This window comes from uncultured Bradyrhizobium sp., from assembly GCF_947648125.1.
GTDB lineage: Bacteria > Pseudomonadota > Alphaproteobacteria > Rhizobiales > Xanthobacteraceae > Bradyrhizobium.
In genome coordinates this window covers 60,957-78,778 of the sequence record NZ_CANSMR010000026.1, presented here as the reverse complement: position 1 = coordinate 78,778, position 17,822 = coordinate 60,957, and the positions used below count along the sequence as shown (strand labels likewise).

Sequence of the window (17,822 nt, the reverse complement as noted above, 5' to 3'; positions counted from 1 at the left end):
AACTTTAGTTGGGGATTTTTTGGGCGGCGTGATCGCGGCAGGGGCAAGTTTCCGTGCGACGCTTCGGGTCACCAGACCCGTCACCCTGAGGTGCGAGCGCAAGCGAGCCTCGAAGGGTGCGCGGCCCGAGTGTGGCCGTTCGCCCTTCGAGACGCGCGCAAATGCGCGCTCCTCAGGGCGACGGGTCAGAGCATGAATGCTTGGGGAGTCAACTACGCGCTGCGCAGCGTCGCGGGTGCGGGGTCGGCGCCGTTGTCGTCGATATCGACCGCCGGCTTGTCCATCGCGACAACCACCTCGATGCCGCGGCTGTGGCAGATGTTGGCGAGGCCCGCGGGCAACGGCGAATCGGTGACGAAGGTCTGGATCTGGCTCATATGCGCGATGCGCACCGGCGCGCTGCGGCGGAGTTTTGTCGCATCCGACACCAGCATCACGTTGCGCGCATTGGCAATGATCGCCTGCGCCACCTGCACCTCGCGATAGTCGAAGTCGAGCAGCGCGCCCTCCTCGTCGATCGCCGATGCGCCGATGATCGCGTAATCGACCTTGAACTGGCCGATCAGCTGCGTCGCGGTCGAGCCGACCACGGCGCCGTCGGCGCGGCGCACCGTGCCGCCGGCCACCACCACCTCGATGCGCGGATGGCGGTACAGCAGCATCGCGACGTTGAGGTTGTTGGTGATGACCAGCAGGTCCTCATGCGAGGTCAGCGCGCTCGCGACCTCTTCCGTCGTGGTGCCGATATTGATGAACAGCGAGCAGCCGTTCGGAATCCGCGCGGCCGCGGCGGCGCCGATCGCCTTCTTCTCCTCGGCGGCGACGAAGCGGCGCGCCTCATAGGCGAGGTTCTCGACGCCCGAGGCGATGATCGCGCCGCCGTGGATGCGGGTCAGCGACCGCTCGTCGCAGAGATCGTTGAGGTCCTTGCGGATGGTCTGCGCCGACACCTCGAATCGCTTGGCAAGGTCCTCGACCATGACCCGGCCGAATGCGCGTGCGATGTTGAGGATTTCAGTCTGGCGATGGGAGAGTCCGGCCACGGCGGCCCCCTTGAAACGGCGAATGACCCATCGTGCGACCGTTCGGCACCGAGGTCAACGAGCAAGCATCGCCGGGGTTAAGAACTGCGTTGCAGCAATGTCGAGCCGGTGAGTGCTGGCGCGATTCCTCACCGCGCCATTTCCGACCAAGACTTTGTCTCACCACGCCATGGCCGATGCGACAAGGCGAATCAATTCCGGATCATCGAACGCCCGGGCGCTGGCGACGGCGCCGGCCGCGAGCAGATCGGCATGACCGAGCCCGGTTCGCATCCCGATCGTCGCAATGCCCGCCGCCGTCGCGGACTGGATGCCGGAGCGCGAATCCTCGAACGCCAGCGAAGCCGAAGCCTGCGCGCCTGCAAGGCGCAGCCCCTCGAGATACGGCAATGGATGCGGCTTGCCGTGCGCCAATTCATCGCCGATCACGAGCGCCTTGAAGCGGTGCGCGATGCCCAGTCCCGCGAGCAGCAATTCGGCGTTCGGGCGCGGCGCATTGGTCACCGCCACCATGGGCACGCCGGCGCGATCGGCCCGGTCGAGCAGCGCCATCAATCCCGGCACCGGCACGATCTGGCCACCGACCAATTCGCGGAAGATCCGCTCCTTCTCGCCGAGGATGCTGGCGCGGCGTTCAGGCGCTTCGTGGGCGAGGAAACGCTCGCCGATCGACGCGTTGGAGAAGCCTTGCAGTTCCTTGCCGAAGCGCGCGTGATCGAAGCTGTGTCCATGGGGGCCGAGCACCTGATTGAACGCTGCCAGATGCAGCGGATCGGTGTCGGCGAGCGTGCCGTCGATATCGAACAGCAGCGCTTTGCCTTGTGTCTGCGACATCCGAAAAACGTTTCCGTGAGTTCGGATGCATCAATACAGACTCCAGCGGCGCGCGCAAACAGCGCGCCGCGTGGTTCCTGATCAGGAGGCCATCTGCAGATCTTGCCCAGTGACAAGCCGTCGCGCCGCGCGCTCGGCCTCGCGTGCATTGCGAAAAATCTGGCCTTCAAGGGCGTAGAAGCGGTGCGAGGCTGCAAAAAACGCGTAACCCTTGGTATCGCGCACCACGATACCCGCGGTCTGTGAACTCACTTCGATGACGTAGCAGTCAGACATTATCGGCCTCGGTTTGATTCCGAGCCGACAACTGCATCACCGTCTGTTTGTTCCTCAGTTTATTTGCGACGCGAAGCGCCGCTTTTGCAATCCAGTCGCGTTCCGGTCTCAGTTTCGACGCGTTTCCTCTCGCGCCGAATCAGCGGCGCTTTTCGCGCGGAAGACGTCACGTCGAAATCGTCGCACCATCGCGCTGGATCGGTTGCGGACGCCCCTGATCGTCGATCGAGACGTAGGTGAAATTGCCGTCGGTGACGAGGATCGACTGCTGCTCGCGGCGACGCAGCACCCAGGCTTCGAGATGCACCGTGATCGAGGTGCGGCCGACGCGCACGAGATTGGCGTGCACCGAGACGAGATCGCCGACATAGACCGCCTTACGGAAGTTCATCGCCTCGATCGCAACCGTCACGGTGCGGGACTTCGCCACCTTCGAGGCGAACACCCCGCCGCCGAGATCCATCTGGCTGAGCAGCCAGCCGCCGAAGATATCGCCATTGGCATTGGTGTCGGCCGGCATCGCCAGCGTGCGGATACAGAGATCGCCCTGCGGCTCGTTGCCGCTGATCGCCGGTGCGTGAACATGCGTTTCAGGCGCTTGGGTGTCGGTCACTTGAAGGTCTCCCAGCCTGCATCGGGTGCGAAACGATCGCCGAACTTCTGCGTCAATGCGCGCAGCGCGGATACGACGCTGTCGACGCCGCGGGTGCGCGCGTAGTTGAGCGGGCCGCCGCGGAACGGGGCAAAGCCGGTGCCGAAGATCATCGCGCCGTCGACCATATCGGGGTCGTCGACGATGCCTTCGCGCAAGGCGGCGACGCAGACATTCGAGATCGGCAGCACCAGCCGATCGATCATCTCGTCGCTGACTTTCGGACCGGTCTCCGGCAGCGGCGCCTTCTCCGCCTTACCGTCCTTCCAGGTGTAGAAGCCCTTGCCGGTCTTGCGGCCGAGCTCACCCTTGGCGACCTTCTCGCGCAGCCAGGCCGGCGTCGGCGGCAAGGTGTCGCCGAATTTCGAGCGCAGCATGTCGCCGACATCGAGGCAGATATCGAGGCCGACCTGGTCGGCGAGCTCGATCGGCCCCATCGGCATGCCGAACTCGACGGCGGCCGCGTCAATCAGGCGCTGGTCGGTCTTCTCGTCCAGCATCATCATCGCTTCCAGCATGTAGGGCGTCAGCGCGCGGTTGACGAGGAAGCCCGGCGAGCTCTTCACCGGCAGCGGCAGACGATCGATGGCGCCGACAAAGGCGAGCGCCTCCTTGAGCATCGCGGCATCGGTGCCGTCATGGCTGACGACCTCGACGAGTTGCAGCCGCGACACCGGGTTGAAGAAGTGCAGGCCGAGCAGCCGCTCCGGCCGTGCCAGCGTGGTGCGCAAATCCTGCAGCGGGATGCTCGACGTATTGGTGGCGAGGATCGCGCCCTGCTTCATCTTCGGCTCGAGGCCGGCATAGACCTTCTGCTTCAGCTCGAGCTTTTCCGGTACCGCCTCGATGATCAGATCGGCGTTGCGGACGCCCTCGCCGTCCATGTCGGGGATCAGCCGATCGAGCGCGTCGCGCTGGTCGATCTTCGTGCGCATGATCTTGCCGAACAGATCGGCGGCACGCTTCATGGCCCCCGCGATCGGCTCGGCCTTCATGTCGGCGAGCGTGACGCGCATGTCCTGGTTGGCGCACCAGGCCGCGATGTCGCCGCCCATCGCGCCGGCGCCGATGACATGGACGTGCGCAACCTTGTTGCCGGGGCCTGCCGCCTTCTTCATCTGCTCGCGCAGGAAAAACACCCGGATCAGATTCTGCGCAGTGGGCGTCACCATCAGATTGGCAAAGGACGCCTTCTCAGCATTCAGCATCGCCGAGCGATTGCCGGCGTGCTTCTCCCAGAGATCGATTAGTGCATAGGGCGCCGGATAATGCTTGCGCGGCGCGGCCTTTTCGGCCTCGCTGCGCATCCGCGAGGCGAGCAAGCCCCTGACCGGACCAAAATTGAGGATGGTATTGAGCACGCCGGGCTTGGCGCGCTTCAGCCGGCCGAACACCGCGTCCTTCACCGCGTTGCGGACGTGGCGCTCCTGGGAGACGGCGTCGACCAGACCGAGCGACCTAGCGCGGCGCGCGTCGATCGTCTTGCCGGTCAGCATCAATGTCATCGCCTGCATCGGGTTGACCAGCTCGGTGAAGCGCACGGTGCCGCCGAGGCCGGGATGCAGGCCGAGCATCACCTCGGGGAAGCCGAACCTGGCATCGTCGATCGCGATCCGCATCTGGCAGGCCAGTGCGACCTCGAGGCCGCCGCCGAGACAGAAACCGTGGATGACGGCGACCGACGGCACGCGCAGCGCCTCGAGCCGGTCGATCACCGCATGGGCGCGGCCGATCTCGGCCTCGACCGCGCGGGGGTCGCTGGCGCCGCGAAATTCATTGACGTCGGCACCGGCGATGAAGCCGCTTGTCTTCGCGGAGCGCACCACAAGGCCGGTGGGCCGCTGGTTCTCCAGCGCCGCGACGATGGCATCGAGCTCCTCGAGCAGATCGGCGGACAACGTATTGGCGCTCGTGCCGGCGCGGTCGAACAGCAGCCAGGCAATACCGTCCTCGTCCCGCGTGAGCCTGAAATTCCTGTACGGGCTGTCGGCGGCCGGGGTCGGCCCGAGCTCGAGCACGCGATCGGCGAGAAGGTCCATGATCCGTGAATCCATGATCACACCGTCTCTATCAACATCGCGCCGCCCTGCCCGCCACCGATGCATTCGGTGGCGACGCCGCGCCGGGTGCCGAGCCGCTTCATCGCATTGACCAGATGCAGCACGATGCGGTTGCCGCTGGTGCCGACCGGATGGCCGAGGCTGATCGCGCCGCCGTCGACATTCAACTTGGCGCGGTCGATCTCGCCGGCCGCGCCATCAAGTCCCAAAATCTCGCGGCAGAATTTGTCATCGTTCCAGGCTGCGAGACAGCCCAGCACCTGCGTGGCAAAAGCCTCGTTCAGCTCCCAGGTCTCGACCTCCTGCAAGGTCAGCCCGTTGCGCTTGAGCAGCGCACTTGCCGACAGCACCGGACCGAGGCCCATGATCGAGGGATCGAGCGCCGACCACTGGCTGTCGAGGATGACGGCCTTCGGCGTCAGCCCGTGCTTTGCGACCGCGGTCTCGGATGCCAGGATTACCCAGGAGGCGCCGTCGGTGATCTGCGAGGAATTGCCGGCGGTGACCTGGCCCCAGGGACGCTCGAACACCGGCTTCAGCTTGGCCAGGCTCTCGGCTGTCGAGTCCGGGCGGACGCCGTCGTCATGGTCATAGAACTTGCCGTCGCGGGAGAAAGCGGTCTCGACTTCGCCCTTGAGAAAACCCTGCTTCTGCGCGTTGGCGAGGCGCTGATGGCTCTCGGCGGCGTAAGCGTCGGATTGCCCGCGGGTGATGCCGAAGAGATGGCCGACCTTCTCGGCGGTCTGCCCCATGTTGAGCTCGGTGATCGGATCGGTCAGCCCGCGCTCAAGGCCGATGATCGGCTTGAAGTAGCTTGGCTTCACCTTCAGCACCGCCGCGATCTTGGCGCCCAAGCCCTTGGCTCCGGCAAAGCCGGCAAACCAGCGCACGCCTGAATTGGGCCAGACCAGCGGCGCATGGCTCAGCGCCTCGGCGCCACCGGCGAGGATCAAATCGGAGATGCCCTCGCGGATGTAGCGATAACCGGTATCGATCGACTGCATGCCGGAGCCGCAATTGATCTGCACCGTGAAGGCGACCATCTGCTCGCCCATGCCAAGCCGGAGCGCCGCCACCCGCGCCGGGTTCATCTCGTCGGCGATCACGTTGACGCAGCCGAGGATGACCTGGTCGAAGGCGGTGGGCGCGAACGGCTGCCGCGCCAGCAACGGACGGCCGCATTGCACGGCGAGATCGACCGGGGTGAACGGGCCGGGACCGGAACGCGCCTTCAGGAACGGCGTCCGGCTGCCGTCGACGATAAAGACTGGTCGCGCCATCAGCTCGCCGCCCTCTGCTCACCCAGCTCCTGGAAGAACTGATGCACGTCGGCGGTTTTCTTGTAAATCGGGGACAGCGCCTCGGGCGCAAAATCATCGACCTCGATGACCTTGGCCACGGCCTCATGGGCGGCGGCGAGCTTCTCGCCGTCGGCCTCGGTGAGGACGCCTTTCTTGACCGCATCCTTCCAGTCAAGCAGCCGCGCCGCGCGCAGCTGCTTGGCGGCATCCTCGGCCGCGGTGACAAGGCGGAAGGCCTTTTCCAGCCGCGCGATACCGCCGTCGTCCTCGACGAACGCGAGATCCGGCGTCAGGCGGTCGCGCGCCGCCGACGGCGACAGCACAAGCTGTGCGCAGAGATGCACGACACGGTCCGACGGACCCGTGACGCGGGCGCCGAACGGCTGGATCAGGAATTTCAACATCCAAGCCACCGGGCGGTTGGGCAGATTGGCGAGGATTTCCGCAAAGCGGTTCTCGATGGTCTTGAAGCCGGACGCCATGCACCATTGGAGCGCGGGAAGATCCTCCTTCTGCCGGCTCTCGTCCTGCCAGCGCTTGAGCGCCGCGGAGAGCAAATAGAGTTCGGAGAGGATATCGCCGAAGCGCGCGGAGAGCATTTCCTTGCGCTTCAGCGCGCCACCGAGGGTGAGCAGCGCCATGTCGGCGCACAGCGCGAACGCCGACGAATAGCGCGAGAGCTGGCGATAGAACTCCGTTGCATCGCCGGCATCCGGTGCCGGTGCGAACAGGCCAAAGCTCCAGCTGCGGCCCCAGGCGCGGAACATGGTCGCAAAGCTGTGGCCGACATGTTTCCAGAACGCAGTGTCGAACGCAGTCAGGCCCTTGTCGCGATCGGTCTCGCTGAGCGCGTTCATCTCCTGCAACAGATAAGGATGCGCTCGGATCGCACCCTGCCCGAACACGATCAGATTGCGGGTCAGGATATTGGCGCCCTCGACCGTGATGCCGACCGGCACCGAGCGGTAGAGGCCGCCGAGATAATTCTGCGGCCCGTCGATCACGGCCTTGCCGCCATGGATGTCCATGGCGTCGTCGATCGCGATCCGCATCCGCTCGGTGGCGTGCAGCTTCATAATCCCTGAGATGACGGCGGGGTGATGCCCCTCGTTCAGCGCGGCGCAGGTCAGCCGCCGCGCGGCGTCGAGCAGGTAGGCGGTGCCGGCGATGCGCGCGAGCGGCTCCTCGATACCCTCGAATTTCGAGATCGAGATGCCGAACTGTTCGCGGATGCGGGCATAGGCGCCGGTGGTGCGCGCGGCATAGGCGGCACCGGCGGCCGACAGCGACGGCAGCGAGATGCCGCGGCCGGCGGCGAGCGCCGTCATCAGCATCTTCCAGCCCTGCCCCAGGCGCTCCTGACCGCCGATGATGTAGTCGAGCGGAATGAAGACGTCACGGCCCCAGTTCGGGCCGTTCTGGAACACTTGCATCGCCGGCAGATGGCGATGGCCGATCGAGACGCCGGGCAGATGGGTCGGGATCAGCGCGACCGTGATGCCGAGTTCTTCCTGATCGCCGACCAGGTGGTCGGGATCATAGGCCTTGAAGGCGAGGCCGAGCAGAGTCGCGACTGGCCCCAGCGTGATGTAACGCTTGTGCCAGTTCAGCTTCAGCCCGATCACCTCGCGGCCTTCGAAATTGCCCTTGCAGATGACGCCGGTGTCGATCATCGAGGCGGCGTCCGAGCCGGCCTCCGGGCTGGTCAGCCCGAAGCAGGGAATGTCCTGGCCCGCGGCGAGGCGCGGCAGCCATCTGTCCTGCTGCTCTTTGGTGCCGAAGCGCATCAGGAGTTCGCCCGGCCCGAGCGAGTTCGGCACCATCACGGTGACGGCCGCGGTCAGCGAGCGCGAGGAGATCTTGCGCACCACTTCGGAATGCGCGTAGGGCGAGAAGCCGAGGCCGCCGAATTCCTTCGGGATGATCATGCCGAAGAATTTCTTGGCCTTGATGAAGCTCCACACCTCGGGCGGCAGGTCGCGCCATTCCCAGTTGATCTTCCACTCGTCGAGCATCGCGCAGAGCTCGTCGACCGGCCCGTGCAGGAAGGCGTTCTCCTCGTCGGTCAATTTGGCCGGTGCGAACGCCAGCAATTTCGACCAGTCGGGATTGCCGGTGAACAGATCGGCGTCCCACCAGACGTCGCCGGCTTCCAGCGCCTCGCGCTCGGTGTCCGACATGGTCGGCAGCACGCCACGCGCCCAGGAGAAGATCGGCTTGGAGAGATAATCGCGGCGGAAGCTCATGGTGGGGCCCTCATGGATCGGCGCAGCGGTGGCATGATCCTAGCGGAAAGTGCCGGTCACGGGTGAACACTTCGCCCTGCAAATAAAGCGAAATTGACGCGGCCAAGCCGCCGTTTGTTAACGGCAGGCCGCGCGTTCAGTTCCGAAAGCTGAGCTGCGACAATCAGGTAGCCGGGGGTGGCGCCAGCAGCTCGTGCCGGCGCCACCCCTCCACGGCTAGGCCGGCCCGGCACCCTGGGTTGCGGTGTAGACCGCATAGAGCGACTGGCTTGCGGCCATGAACAGGCGGTTGCGCTTGGGGCCGCCGAAGGTGATGTTGCCGCAGACCTCGGGCAGCCGGATACGGCCGAGCAGCTTGCCTTCGGGCGACCACACCGTCACGCCGTTGTAACCGACCGCGCGGCCGGCATTGCTCGAGCACCAGACATTGCCGTTGACGTCACAGCGGATGCCGTCCGGCCCGCACTTCACGCCGTCGATCGTGAAGTCGCTGAACCGCTTGCCGTTGACCGGCTTGTTGTCGGCGCCGACATCGAACACGAAGACGTCGCCCTTGCCGCCGGGGCCGGTGTCGCCCGGTCCCTTGCCGGTCGAGACGACGTAAAGCTTCTTGTAGTCCGGCGAGAAGCAGATGCCGTTCGGATCCGGCACCTGGTCCTCGGTCACCACGACATCGATCCGTCCCGAGGGATCGATGCGATAGCAATTGGTCGGCAGCTCGCGCTTGGCCGGCACGAAGCCCGCCGGCTGCCCGATCCGCGGATTGAGCTTGCCGGCGGAATTGCTGGGCCCACCGGCCGCGTCAGGCTCGCCCTCGTAGAGCTGGCCGCCATAGGGCGGATCGGTGAACCAATAGCTGCCGTCGGGATGCGCGACGATGTCGTTCGGCGAGTTCAGCCGCTTGCCTTGATAGTTATCGGCCAGCACCGTCGCAGTGCCGTCATTCTCGTAGCGCGTCACCCGGCGGGTGAGATGTTCGCAGGACAGCTGGCGGCCTTGGAAGTCGAACGAGTTGCCGTTCGAATAGTTCGACGGCATGCGGAACACGCTGACATGGCCGTCATCCTCCGACCAACGCATCTGCCGGTTGTTCGGGATGTCGCTCCACAGGAGATAGCGGCCCTGCGAGCTCCAGGCCGGGCCTTCCGCCCACAGCACACCCGTAAAGAGGCGCTTGATCGAGGTGTTGGGCTGGGCAAGGTCGTTGAAGGACGGATCGACCGCGATGATGTCGGGGTCCCAGAAATAGGTGGTCGGCGCACCGCGCGGACTGAAATCGCGCGGCGGACTGGTGATGGTTGTCGGCGGTCCGACCGGCGCGGGCGCGTTCTGCGCCAACGCGCTGCTGACGCCGGCTGCGGCAGCGGCCGCCCCCACCGCCAATCCCTGGACGAGCGTTCGACGTGAAACGTTCGGATCGCGCCGCTCTTCTTTCTGACCGCTCTGCGCGCCTTTTGGACCGCTTCGCTCCTGGCGTGTCATCGCATCCTCCCACTGTGTTCGCCGGCCGTTGATCCGGCCTGGCGCGCGGGAGGTTAGACTGCTCGCTCGGAGGTTGCGAGTGACGGCTTTTCATCACTGCGGGCGAAAATTTCACATTGCTGCGATGCCGTGTGTTCCGCAAGCTCGTCATGCCCGGCCTTGTGCCCGCCTTCGCTGAAGCTTCGGCGGGGCTGACGACACAGCCCGGCGAAACCTTGGCGTAGCCGGCTGCCGTGCGAGAGAGAAGACGTGGATGGCCGGGACAAGCCCGGCCATAACGACGCCAAGAGGCAGCGGCAAGGAAAAGGAAACTTCAATCCGGCCGGATCATCTCGAACATGTTTTCCGGCTTGATCTCAAAGTAGTCGCCGCGGCGGCCCGCGCGGACGATCGGGTGGGCGAGACCGGTCTGATAGACGCCGTCCTTGATGAAGGTCTTGTCGATGTGGACGGCGACGACCTCGCCGAGCGTCAGCCAGGCCTCGGCCTTCTTGCCGTCGGCGCCCTGGAGCTGGATGATCTGGCTCACCTTGCATTCGAACGACACCGGGCTCTCGGCGACGCGCGGGACGTTCACGAGCTTGCCGGCGACCTGCGTCAGCCCTGCGAGCTTGAACTCGTCGACATCGCGCGCGACATGCGCCGCGGTCGCGTTCATGTGCTTGGCGAGATCCATCGTCGCCAGGTTCCAGACGAACTCGCCGGTGTCCTTGATATTGGCGACGCTGTCCTTCCAGTTGGTGGAGGAGAAGCCGATGATCGGCGGCACGTAGCAGAAGGCGTTGAAGAAGCTGTAGGGCGCGAGGTTGACGTTGCCGCCCGCATCGCGCGAGGAGATCCAGCCGATCGGCCGCGGCGCCACGATGGCGTTGAACGGGTCGTGCTTCAGGCCGTGGCCGTTCTTCGGCTCGTAGAAATGCAGGTCTTTTGCGGTCACGCGGGGCCCCTCTCACGGTAGCCCGGATGGAGCGCAGCGCAGTCCGGGACTCGTCTCACAAGTGGAAGCATTCCCGGATTGCGCTGCGCTCCATCCGGGCTACGATTTCGCTTCGCTTGCAATGCGGGAAGAGTCAACTGACGAAAACGTCAGTACCGGCGCTCAATTGGCGCGGGTGCGCGGCGACAGGCCGGCGATCACGAAATCGATCATCTGGTCGATGGTCGGGCCCGGCTTGGTGGCGCATTGGGCGATCATCTGCGGGTGGAAAAACCGCATCATCGCCGTGCACGCACACAGCGCGGCAAGCTCCAGGTCCTTGACCTCGAATTCGCCCGTGGCCATGCCCTGCGCGATCACCTCGCCGATGATCTGGCCGATCAGCTCCATATGGGCGACGCAGACCTCCCAATCCTCCTGCATCGCGATCTCGACCATCTCGTGCAGCTTGGAATCGCCGACATAGCGCTCGGTGTTCATGCGATTGATGGTCGTCATCATCTGGCGCAAGCGCGTCGCAGCCGGCCCTTCGGATCGCGCGATCCGCTGCGCCTCGATCTCGACCTCGCCCATCAGGCCGCGCGCCACGCCCTCGTGGATCGACTTCTTCGAATCGAAGAAGCGATACACGTTGGCGGGGCTCATCCGCAGCTCTTTGGCGATGTCGGCGACCGTGGTCTTCTGGTAGCCGATCTGCCGGAACAAGCGCTCCGCCACCACGAGAATCCGCTCGCGGGTGTCGGTTTCGCTATGTTCCGAGATCAGTGTCATGTTGGCCTGCTCAATCTTCAATTATTCGGCCGCCTCAGCAAGTGGAAATGCGAGTTGTCCTTTTCCTGCATGCTGCGGCGCAGTATCGGTTTGCGCAGGACCGCTTTCGTCCAAGGTCTTGCGGAACCAGAGGGCGTAAAGGCCTGGCAAATACAGCAAGGTCAGGAAAGTCGCAACAAACAAACCGCCCATGATGGTGATCGCCATCGGGCCCCAGAACGCCGAGCGCGACAGCGGGATCATGGCGAGGATCGCGGCGAGCGCGGTCAGCACCACCGGCCGGGCGCGCCGGACGGTGGCCTCGACGATCGCCTCCCGCCGGGTCAGGCCGGACGCCACGTCGCTCTCGATCTGGTCGACCAGGATCACGGCGTTACGCATGATCATGCCGGCGAGCGCGATCAGGCCGAGCAGCGCCACGAAGCCGAACGGCTGGTTGGCGACGTTCAACCCGAGCGAAGCGCCGACGATGCCGAGCGGCGCGGTCAGGAACACCAGCGTCAGGCGCGAGAAGCTCTGCAACTGGATCATCAAGAGCGTCAGCATCACCATCACCATCACCGGGAAGAGGATGAAGATCGACGCGTTGCCCTTGGCGGATTCCTCGAACGCCCCACCCGGCTCGATCCGGTAGGCCGGCTCGAGATGGGCCTGGATGTCCTTCAGCTTCGGCGAGATCTGGTTGGTGACGTCGGGCGCCTGCACGCCGTCGACGACGTCGGAGCGCACGGTGATCGCCATGTCGCGGTTGCGCCGCCACAGGATCGGCTCCTCATGCGCGTATTCGATCTTGGCGATCTGCTGCAGCGGCACCGCCACGCCGTTGCGCGTGGTGATGGTGAGATCGCCGACGCGGCCGAGATCGAACCGCTCGGACGGCACCGCGCGGGCGACCACGCCGACCTTCTCGATGCCGTCGCGGATCGTGGTGACCGGCGCGCCCGAGATCAGCATCGCCAGCGCCTGCGAGACATCCTGCGGGGTCAGGCCGAGCGCGCGCGCCCGATCCTGGTCAACGGCGAGCTTCAGGTAAGGCGACTGCTCGTTCCAGTCGAGCTGGACGTCCTTGACGTTCTTGTTCTGCCGCATCACCTCGCGCACCTGGTAGGCGATGTCGCGCACCTTGTTGGCGTCGGGCCCGATCACGCGGAACTGGACCGGGAAGCCGACCGGCGGACCGAAGTTGAAGCGGTCGACCCGGACCCGCGCCTCGTTCAGCGCGCCGTCGGCGGCGGCCTGCTCGATCTTCGCCTTGACGCGCTCGCGCGCCTCGACGTTCTTGGCGAGGATGACGATCTCGGCAAAGGCCTCGTTCGGCAGCTGCGGATTGAGGCCGAGCCAGAAGCGCGGCGAGCCCTGGCCGACATAGGCGGTGTAGGTCTGGATGTCCTGGTCGTCCTTCAACAGCCCTTCGGCCTGCTTCACCGCCTTCTCGGTGACGTTGAAGGCGGTACCCTCCGGCAGACGAAGTTGCAGGAACAGCTCGGGCCGCTCCGACAGCGGGAAGAACTGCTGCTGGACGTGGCCGAAGCCCACGATCGCGGCGACGAACACGCCGACGGTCGCCGCCACCACCTTGATGCGGTGATCGACGCACCACTGCACAACGCTGCGCAGGCCGCGATACATCCGCGTCTCGTAGATCGCGTGCGGATCGTGGTTCTGGTGCACCTTGATGTTGGGCAGCAGCTTGACGCCGATATAGGGCGTGAAGATCACCGCGACGAACCAGGAGGCGACCAGCGCGATCGCCACGATCCAGAAGATGCCGCCGGCATATTCGCCGACCGCCGAATTGGCAAAGCCGATGGGGAGGAAGCCAGCGGCTGTGACCAGCGTCCCCGTGAGCATCGGAAACGCAGTGGATTCCCAGGCAAAGGACGCCGCCTTCATGCGGTCCCAGCCCTGTTCCATTTTCACGACCATCATCTCGACCGCGATGATGGCGTCATCGACCAGGAGGCCGAGCGCAATGATCAGCGCGCCGAGCGTGATGCGGTGCAGATCGAGCGACATCGCGTTCATCACGATGAAGACGATGCCGAGCACCAGCGGCACCGAGAGTGCCACCACGATGCCGGTGCGCCAGCCAAGCGCGACAAAGGAGACGAACAGCACGATCGCGAGCGCCTCGACGAAGGAGTGCACGAACTCGCCGACGGCGTGCTCGACCACCTTGGGCTGGTCGGCGATCTGCTGGATATCAACGCCCTGCGGCACCGCCTTCATGAACTCGGCGGTGGCCTGCTGGACCTCCTTGCCGAGCTCGAGGATGTTGGCGCCCTTGGCGGTGACGACGCCGATACCGAGCGCGGGCTTGCCTTCCTGACGCACCCTGAAGCTCGGCGGATCGACATAGCCGTGGCTGACGGTTGCGATATCGCCGAGCCGGAACACGCGACCGTTGCTCTCGACCGGCGTCTCGGCAACCGCCTTGACGCCGTCAAGCGCGCCGGTGACGCGCAGCGGCACGCGCTGCGACGACGTCTCGACCGTGCCGGCCGGGGTGACGTTGTTCTGCTTGGCGAGCGAGTCGAACAGCGCCTGCGGCGTGATGCCGAGCGTCGCAAGCTTGGCATGCGAGAACTCGACGAAGATGCGCTCGTCCTGGGTGCCGTAGAGGTCGATCTTGGTGACCCCGGGCACTTTCAAGAGACGCTGGCGAAAACCTTCCGCGACCTTCTTGAGCTGCGCGTAATCGGCACCGTCGCCGGTCATCATATAGAGGATCGAATCGACGTCGGAGAATTCGTCGTTGACCACGGGCCCGAGGATGCCGGAGGGCAGCTCGCCCTGCACGTCAACCAGCTTCTTGCGGATGAGATAGAAGAGATAGGGCACGTCCTTCGGCGAGGTCGAATCCTTGAAGGAGACCTGCATCGCGGTGAAGCCGGGCTTGGAATAGGTCTGCACCTTGTCGAAGAACGGCAGCTCCTGCAGCTTCTTCTCGATCGGATCGGCGACCTGCATCTGCATTTCCTGCGAGGTCGCGCCCGGCCACATCACCGAGACATTCACCACCTTGACGGTGAAGAACGGATCCTCGGCACGGCCGAGCTTCTCATAGGAGAAGAAGCCGGCGGCGCCGAGGATGATCATCAGGAACAGCACCAGCGTCGGATGGCTGACCGCCCAGGCCGAAAGGTTGAAGCGCTTCATCGAACTCTCCAAGTCCCTGAACCGATTTCGCTGCACCCGTCATTGCGAGGAGCGTCAGCGACGAAGCAATCCACACTTGTTTTGCGGCGAGATGGATTGCTTCGCTTCGCTCGCAATGACGGACGATTGATCAGAACGACAGCGACGATACGACCCGCACCTTCTGGCTCGGATCGAGTTTCTGCACGCCGAGGGCAACCACCTTGGCGCCGTCGTCGACGCCGCCGGAGATGACCACGTTGTTGCTCTCATAGGCCTTCACCTTGACCGGCTTCAGCGCGATGTCGCCCTTGTCGTCGACGATGTAGAGCGAGGGATCGCCGCCCTGGCTGTACAGCGCCGACAGCGGCAGTTTCGCCACCCGCCCGGTCGCCTTGTCGGCCAGGGTCAGAGTTGCGGTCATGCCGAGCGAGACGGCCTCGTCGGCGTCGGGCAGCGAGAACTTCGCGAGATAGGTGCGGGTCGCGGGATCGGCCTGCGGCGCGACCTCGCGCAGCCTGGCGGCATAGGTCTTCTTGGCATCCGACCACAGCGTCACCGTGGCAACGCCCGACCTGGCACGAGCGAGAAGCGTCTCGGGGATCGCGACGACAGCTTCCTTCTCGCCAAGTCGGGCGACACGGATCGATGCCTGGCCCGCGGCAACCACCTGGCCGGGCTCGATCATGGTCGCTGTGACGACACCCCTCGTGTCGGCCACCAGCGTTGCATAAGAGAGGGAATTCTTGGTCAGCTCGACCGAGCGCTCGGCACGGTTCAGCCGCGCCCGCGCCTCGTCGCCGGCGGCCTTGGCGGAATCGAGCGCCGCATCGGTGGTCCAGCCCTTGACCTTCAGATCCTTGGCGCGCTGCTCGGCGGCCGCGGCCTGTGCCAGCACGCCGGTGGCGGCGCGGAATTCCGCCTCCGCCTGCTCGGCCTGCAGCTTCAGGTCGACCTCATCGAGGGTGGCCAAGGGCTGGTCGACGTCGACTGTCTGTCCGACCTCGACCAGCCGCTTGGCCACCTTGCCGGCGACCCGAAAGCCCATATCGGCCTCGATACGGGGCTTGATGGTGCCGACAAAGCTGCGCTCAGGGGTTTCGGCTTCGTAATGGACGGTCGCCACCAGAACGGGGCGTCCCGGATCGGCCGTTTCGGCCGCCTTGTCATTGCAGCCGGTCAGCGCGAACACCGCGAATGCCAGCGTTGCTCCGGTCAAGAGCCTGTAATAGCTCGACAAAACGGAACGAACGAACATCTGAAATCTCCATCGGCTGACGACTGATGAAGAGTATCGATTTATCACTGATGAATGTCAATATTCGTCAGTAGTAACCAATTCGTGAGGACGGCAGTAATTAACGCGGGGTTAAGCGGGGAACTTTGGAAATTGCGCAGCCCGGATGGAGCGCAGCGAAATCCGGGGACGGTCTGCACACGGCGCCCCCGGATTGCGCTGCGCTCCATCCGGGCTACGACAACCCGTTAGGTACGGCCAAGTCGTAGGATGGGTAGAGCGCAGCGAAACCCATCATCGCGCCGCGGACGACAAACGATGGGTTTCGCTTCGCTCTACCCATCCTACGCAGCCGTCACGGCGCTCGCGCGATCGCTACTTCGCGCTGGCGAACTCGGTCTTGGTTTCGTGGCTGCCGAGGAAGACCAGAAGGCCCGCCGCGAGCGGCAGCAGCGACAGCACCAAGAGGCCGGTCGACGTGCTGCCGGTGGTCTCCTTCACCCAGCCGATCAGATAGGGCCCGCCGAACCCGGCAAGGTTGCCGATCGAGTTGATCAGCGCGATCGCGCCGGCGGCGGCAGTGCCTGACAGCCAGGCGGTCGGCAGCGTCCAGAACACCGCGAAGGTGCAGAACACGCCGATCGCAGCAACCGTCAGCACGACCATGGTCATGGTCGGATCGGTGATGTAGCTGGAGACGGCGAGCGCCAGCGCCGTGAGCAACAGCGGCGCGCCGACATGAAACACACGCTCCCGCGTGGCGTCGGAACGGCGCGCCCACAGGATCATCGCGACGGTGCCGAACGCATAAGGGATCGCGGTGACGAAGCCGGTCTGCGCGTTGGTGAGACCGAACGCCTTGACGATCTGCGGCAGCCAGAACTGCATGCCATAGAGCGAGGCGACAAAGCCGAAATAGATCGCGCTGAGCGCCAGCACCTTCGGCGAGGACAGCGCCTGGCCCAGCGTGAAGTGCTGCGCCGCCTGCTTGGCCGCGACCTCGGCATCGAGCTTCGCCTTCAGCCACGCCTTCTGCTCGGCCGAGAGCCAATCGGCCTTCTCCGGCCGGTCGGTGAGATAGAACCAGGTGACGATGCCGAGCAGCACCGAGGGGATGCCCTCGATGACGAACAGCCACTGCCAGCCCTTCAGCCCCATCACGCCGTCGAGCCCGAGCAACAGGCCGGAGATCGGGGCGCCGATCACGGTCGAAATCGGCACGGCGAGCGCGAAGGCGGCGAGGAAGCGCGCGCGATATTCGGCCGGGTACCAGTAAGTGAGATAGAGGATGATGCCAGGGAAGAAGCCGGCCTCGGCGACACCGAGGAAGAAGCGCAACGCGTAGAAGCTGTGCTCGTCATAGACCGCCGCCATCAAGGCCGAGAGGATGCCCCAGCTCACCATGATGCGGGCGATCCACTTGCTGGCGCCGAATCTCTCCAGCGCCAGATTGCTCGGCACCTCGAAGATGAAATAGCCGATGAAGAAGATGCCGGCGCCGAACGAGAACACCACCGGCGAGAACTTCAGCTCCGAGTTCATGGTCAGCGCGGCGAAGCCGAGATTGACGCGGTCGAGATAGGAGAAGAAGTAGGCCAGGATCAGGAACGGGATCAGCCGCCAGGAGATCGCGCGGATCGTGGACGTCTCGATCTCGCTGCGGGCGCCGCGATCAGGCGCAGCGGTTGCGGTCTGGCTCATCTGTTTCCCCCAAAGCTATTGCTTGCCTTGAGGATTATTGGGTGGCCCCGCATTGAGCAATGGCAAAAACTCGTAGCACACAGCACAGACGGGAACGCGGGCTGCGGGCGGGCTCCCGCGCTGCGGTCAATCGCTTTCCAAGCT

The 17,822-nt window shown here is 64.9% G+C and carries 13 protein-coding genes; all 13 read right to left on the bottom strand.

From position 1 onward, the window contains the following. Positions 1-212: 212 nt before the first annotated feature. The 13 genes from Q0030_RS32110 to Q0030_RS32050 all read right to left on the bottom strand — a co-directional run bounded on the left by Q0030_RS32110 (position 213) and on the right by Q0030_RS32050 (position 17,678). Positions 213-1,043: a DeoR/GlpR family DNA-binding transcription regulator gene (locus tag Q0030_RS32110; RefSeq protein WP_298376452.1), complete on the bottom strand. Its 831-nt coding sequence runs from the start codon at positions 1,041-1,043 to the stop codon at positions 213-215. Between the two features lie 159 nt (positions 1,044-1,202). Next, positions 1,203-1,877: an HAD-IA family hydrolase gene (locus tag Q0030_RS32105; protein ID WP_298376450.1), complete on the bottom strand. Its 675-nt coding sequence runs from the start codon at positions 1,875-1,877 to the stop codon at positions 1,203-1,205. 81 nt (positions 1,878-1,958) lie between these two features. Continuing rightward, positions 1,959-2,153, bottom strand: a complete 195-nt coding sequence (locus Q0030_RS32100; protein WP_298376448.1) for a hypothetical protein — start codon at positions 2,151-2,153, stop codon at positions 1,959-1,961. Between the two features lie 166 nt (positions 2,154-2,319). Continuing rightward, positions 2,320-2,673, bottom strand: a complete 354-nt coding sequence (locus Q0030_RS32095; RefSeq protein ID WP_231169018.1) for an acyl-CoA thioesterase — start codon at positions 2,671-2,673, stop codon at positions 2,320-2,322. Between the two features lie 89 nt (positions 2,674-2,762). Then, the gene (locus Q0030_RS32090; protein WP_298376446.1) at positions 2,763-4,859 is read right to left on the bottom strand and encodes a 3-hydroxyacyl-CoA dehydrogenase NAD-binding domain-containing protein; all 2,097 of its coding nucleotides are present in this window, start codon (positions 4,857-4,859) and stop codon (positions 2,763-2,765) included. A 2-nt stretch (positions 4,860-4,861) separates the two neighbouring features. After that, positions 4,862-6,145 (bottom strand): acetyl-CoA C-acetyltransferase, encoded by a 1,284-nt coding sequence (locus Q0030_RS32085; protein ID WP_298376444.1) that lies wholly within the window; start codon positions 6,143-6,145, stop codon positions 4,862-4,864. Next, positions 6,145-8,412, bottom strand: coding sequence for an acyl-CoA dehydrogenase (locus Q0030_RS32080; protein WP_298376441.1), 2,268 nt, complete (start codon positions 8,410-8,412; stop codon positions 6,145-6,147). Before Q0030_RS32080 ends, Q0030_RS32085 begins: the two co-directional genes overlap by 1 nt. 216 nt (positions 8,413-8,628) lie before the next feature. Next, a complete protein-coding gene (locus tag Q0030_RS32075) occupies positions 8,629-9,894 on the bottom strand; it encodes an SMP-30/gluconolactonase/LRE family protein (protein ID WP_298376439.1) in 1,266 nt (421 codons plus the stop codon). A gap of 313 nt (positions 9,895-10,207) precedes the next feature. After that, on the bottom strand, positions 10,208-10,831 hold the full coding sequence (locus tag Q0030_RS32070) for a flavin reductase family protein (protein ID WP_298376436.1): 624 nt from the start codon (positions 10,829-10,831) through the stop codon (positions 10,208-10,210). A gap of 162 nt (positions 10,832-10,993) precedes the next feature. Continuing rightward, on the bottom strand, positions 10,994-11,602 hold the full coding sequence (locus tag Q0030_RS32065; protein ID WP_298376434.1) for a TetR/AcrR family transcriptional regulator: 609 nt from the start codon (positions 11,600-11,602) through the stop codon (positions 10,994-10,996). Between the two features lie 21 nt (positions 11,603-11,623). Then, positions 11,624-14,761, bottom strand: a complete 3,138-nt coding sequence (locus Q0030_RS32060; protein ID WP_298376431.1) for an efflux RND transporter permease subunit — start codon at positions 14,759-14,761, stop codon at positions 11,624-11,626. Between the two features lie 130 nt (positions 14,762-14,891). Next, positions 14,892-15,998, bottom strand: a complete 1,107-nt coding sequence (locus Q0030_RS32055) for an efflux RND transporter periplasmic adaptor subunit (RefSeq protein WP_298376428.1) — start codon at positions 15,996-15,998, stop codon at positions 14,892-14,894. 354 nt (positions 15,999-16,352) lie between these two features. Further along, positions 16,353-17,678 carry an MFS transporter gene (locus Q0030_RS32050; RefSeq protein ID WP_298376426.1) on the bottom strand — a complete coding sequence of 442 codons (1,326 nt, stop codon included), beginning with the start codon at positions 17,676-17,678 and terminating at the stop codon, positions 16,353-16,355. Positions 17,679-17,822: the final 144 nt, after the last annotated feature.

Coding starts and splice junctions, on each gene's coding strand:
- Q0030_RS32080 (WP_298376441.1), bottom strand. CDS start 8,412: ATGAGCTTCCGCCGCGATTATCTCTCCAAGCCGATCTTCTCCTGGGCG.
- Q0030_RS32055 (WP_298376428.1), bottom strand. CDS start 15,998: ATGTTCGTTCGTTCCGTTTTGTCGAGCTATTACAGGCTCTTGACCGGA.
- Q0030_RS32050 (WP_298376426.1), bottom strand. CDS start 17,678: ATGAGCCAGACCGCAACCGCTGCGCCTGATCGCGGCGCCCGCAGCGAG.
- Q0030_RS32075 (WP_298376439.1), bottom strand. CDS start 9,894: ATGACACGCCAGGAGCGAAGCGGTCCAAAAGGCGCGCAGAGCGGTCAG.
- Q0030_RS32060 (WP_298376431.1), bottom strand. CDS start 14,761: ATGAAGCGCTTCAACCTTTCGGCCTGGGCGGTCAGCCATCCGACGCTG.
- Q0030_RS32065 (WP_298376434.1), bottom strand. CDS start 11,602: ATGACACTGATCTCGGAACATAGCGAAACCGACACCCGCGAGCGGATT.
- Q0030_RS32085 (WP_298376444.1), bottom strand. CDS start 6,145: ATGGCGCGACCAGTCTTTATCGTCGACGGCAGCCGGACGCCGTTCCTG.
- Q0030_RS32105 (WP_298376450.1), bottom strand. CDS start 1,877: ATGTCGCAGACACAAGGCAAAGCGCTGCTGTTCGATATCGACGGCACG.
- Q0030_RS32095 (WP_231169018.1), bottom strand. CDS start 2,673: ATGCCGGCCGACACCAATGCCAATGGCGATATCTTCGGCGGCTGGCTG.
- Q0030_RS32100 (WP_298376448.1), bottom strand. CDS start 2,153: ATGTCTGACTGCTACGTCATCGAAGTGAGTTCACAGACCGCGGGTATC.
- Q0030_RS32090 (WP_298376446.1), bottom strand. CDS start 4,859: ATGGATTCACGGATCATGGACCTTCTCGCCGATCGCGTGCTCGAGCTC.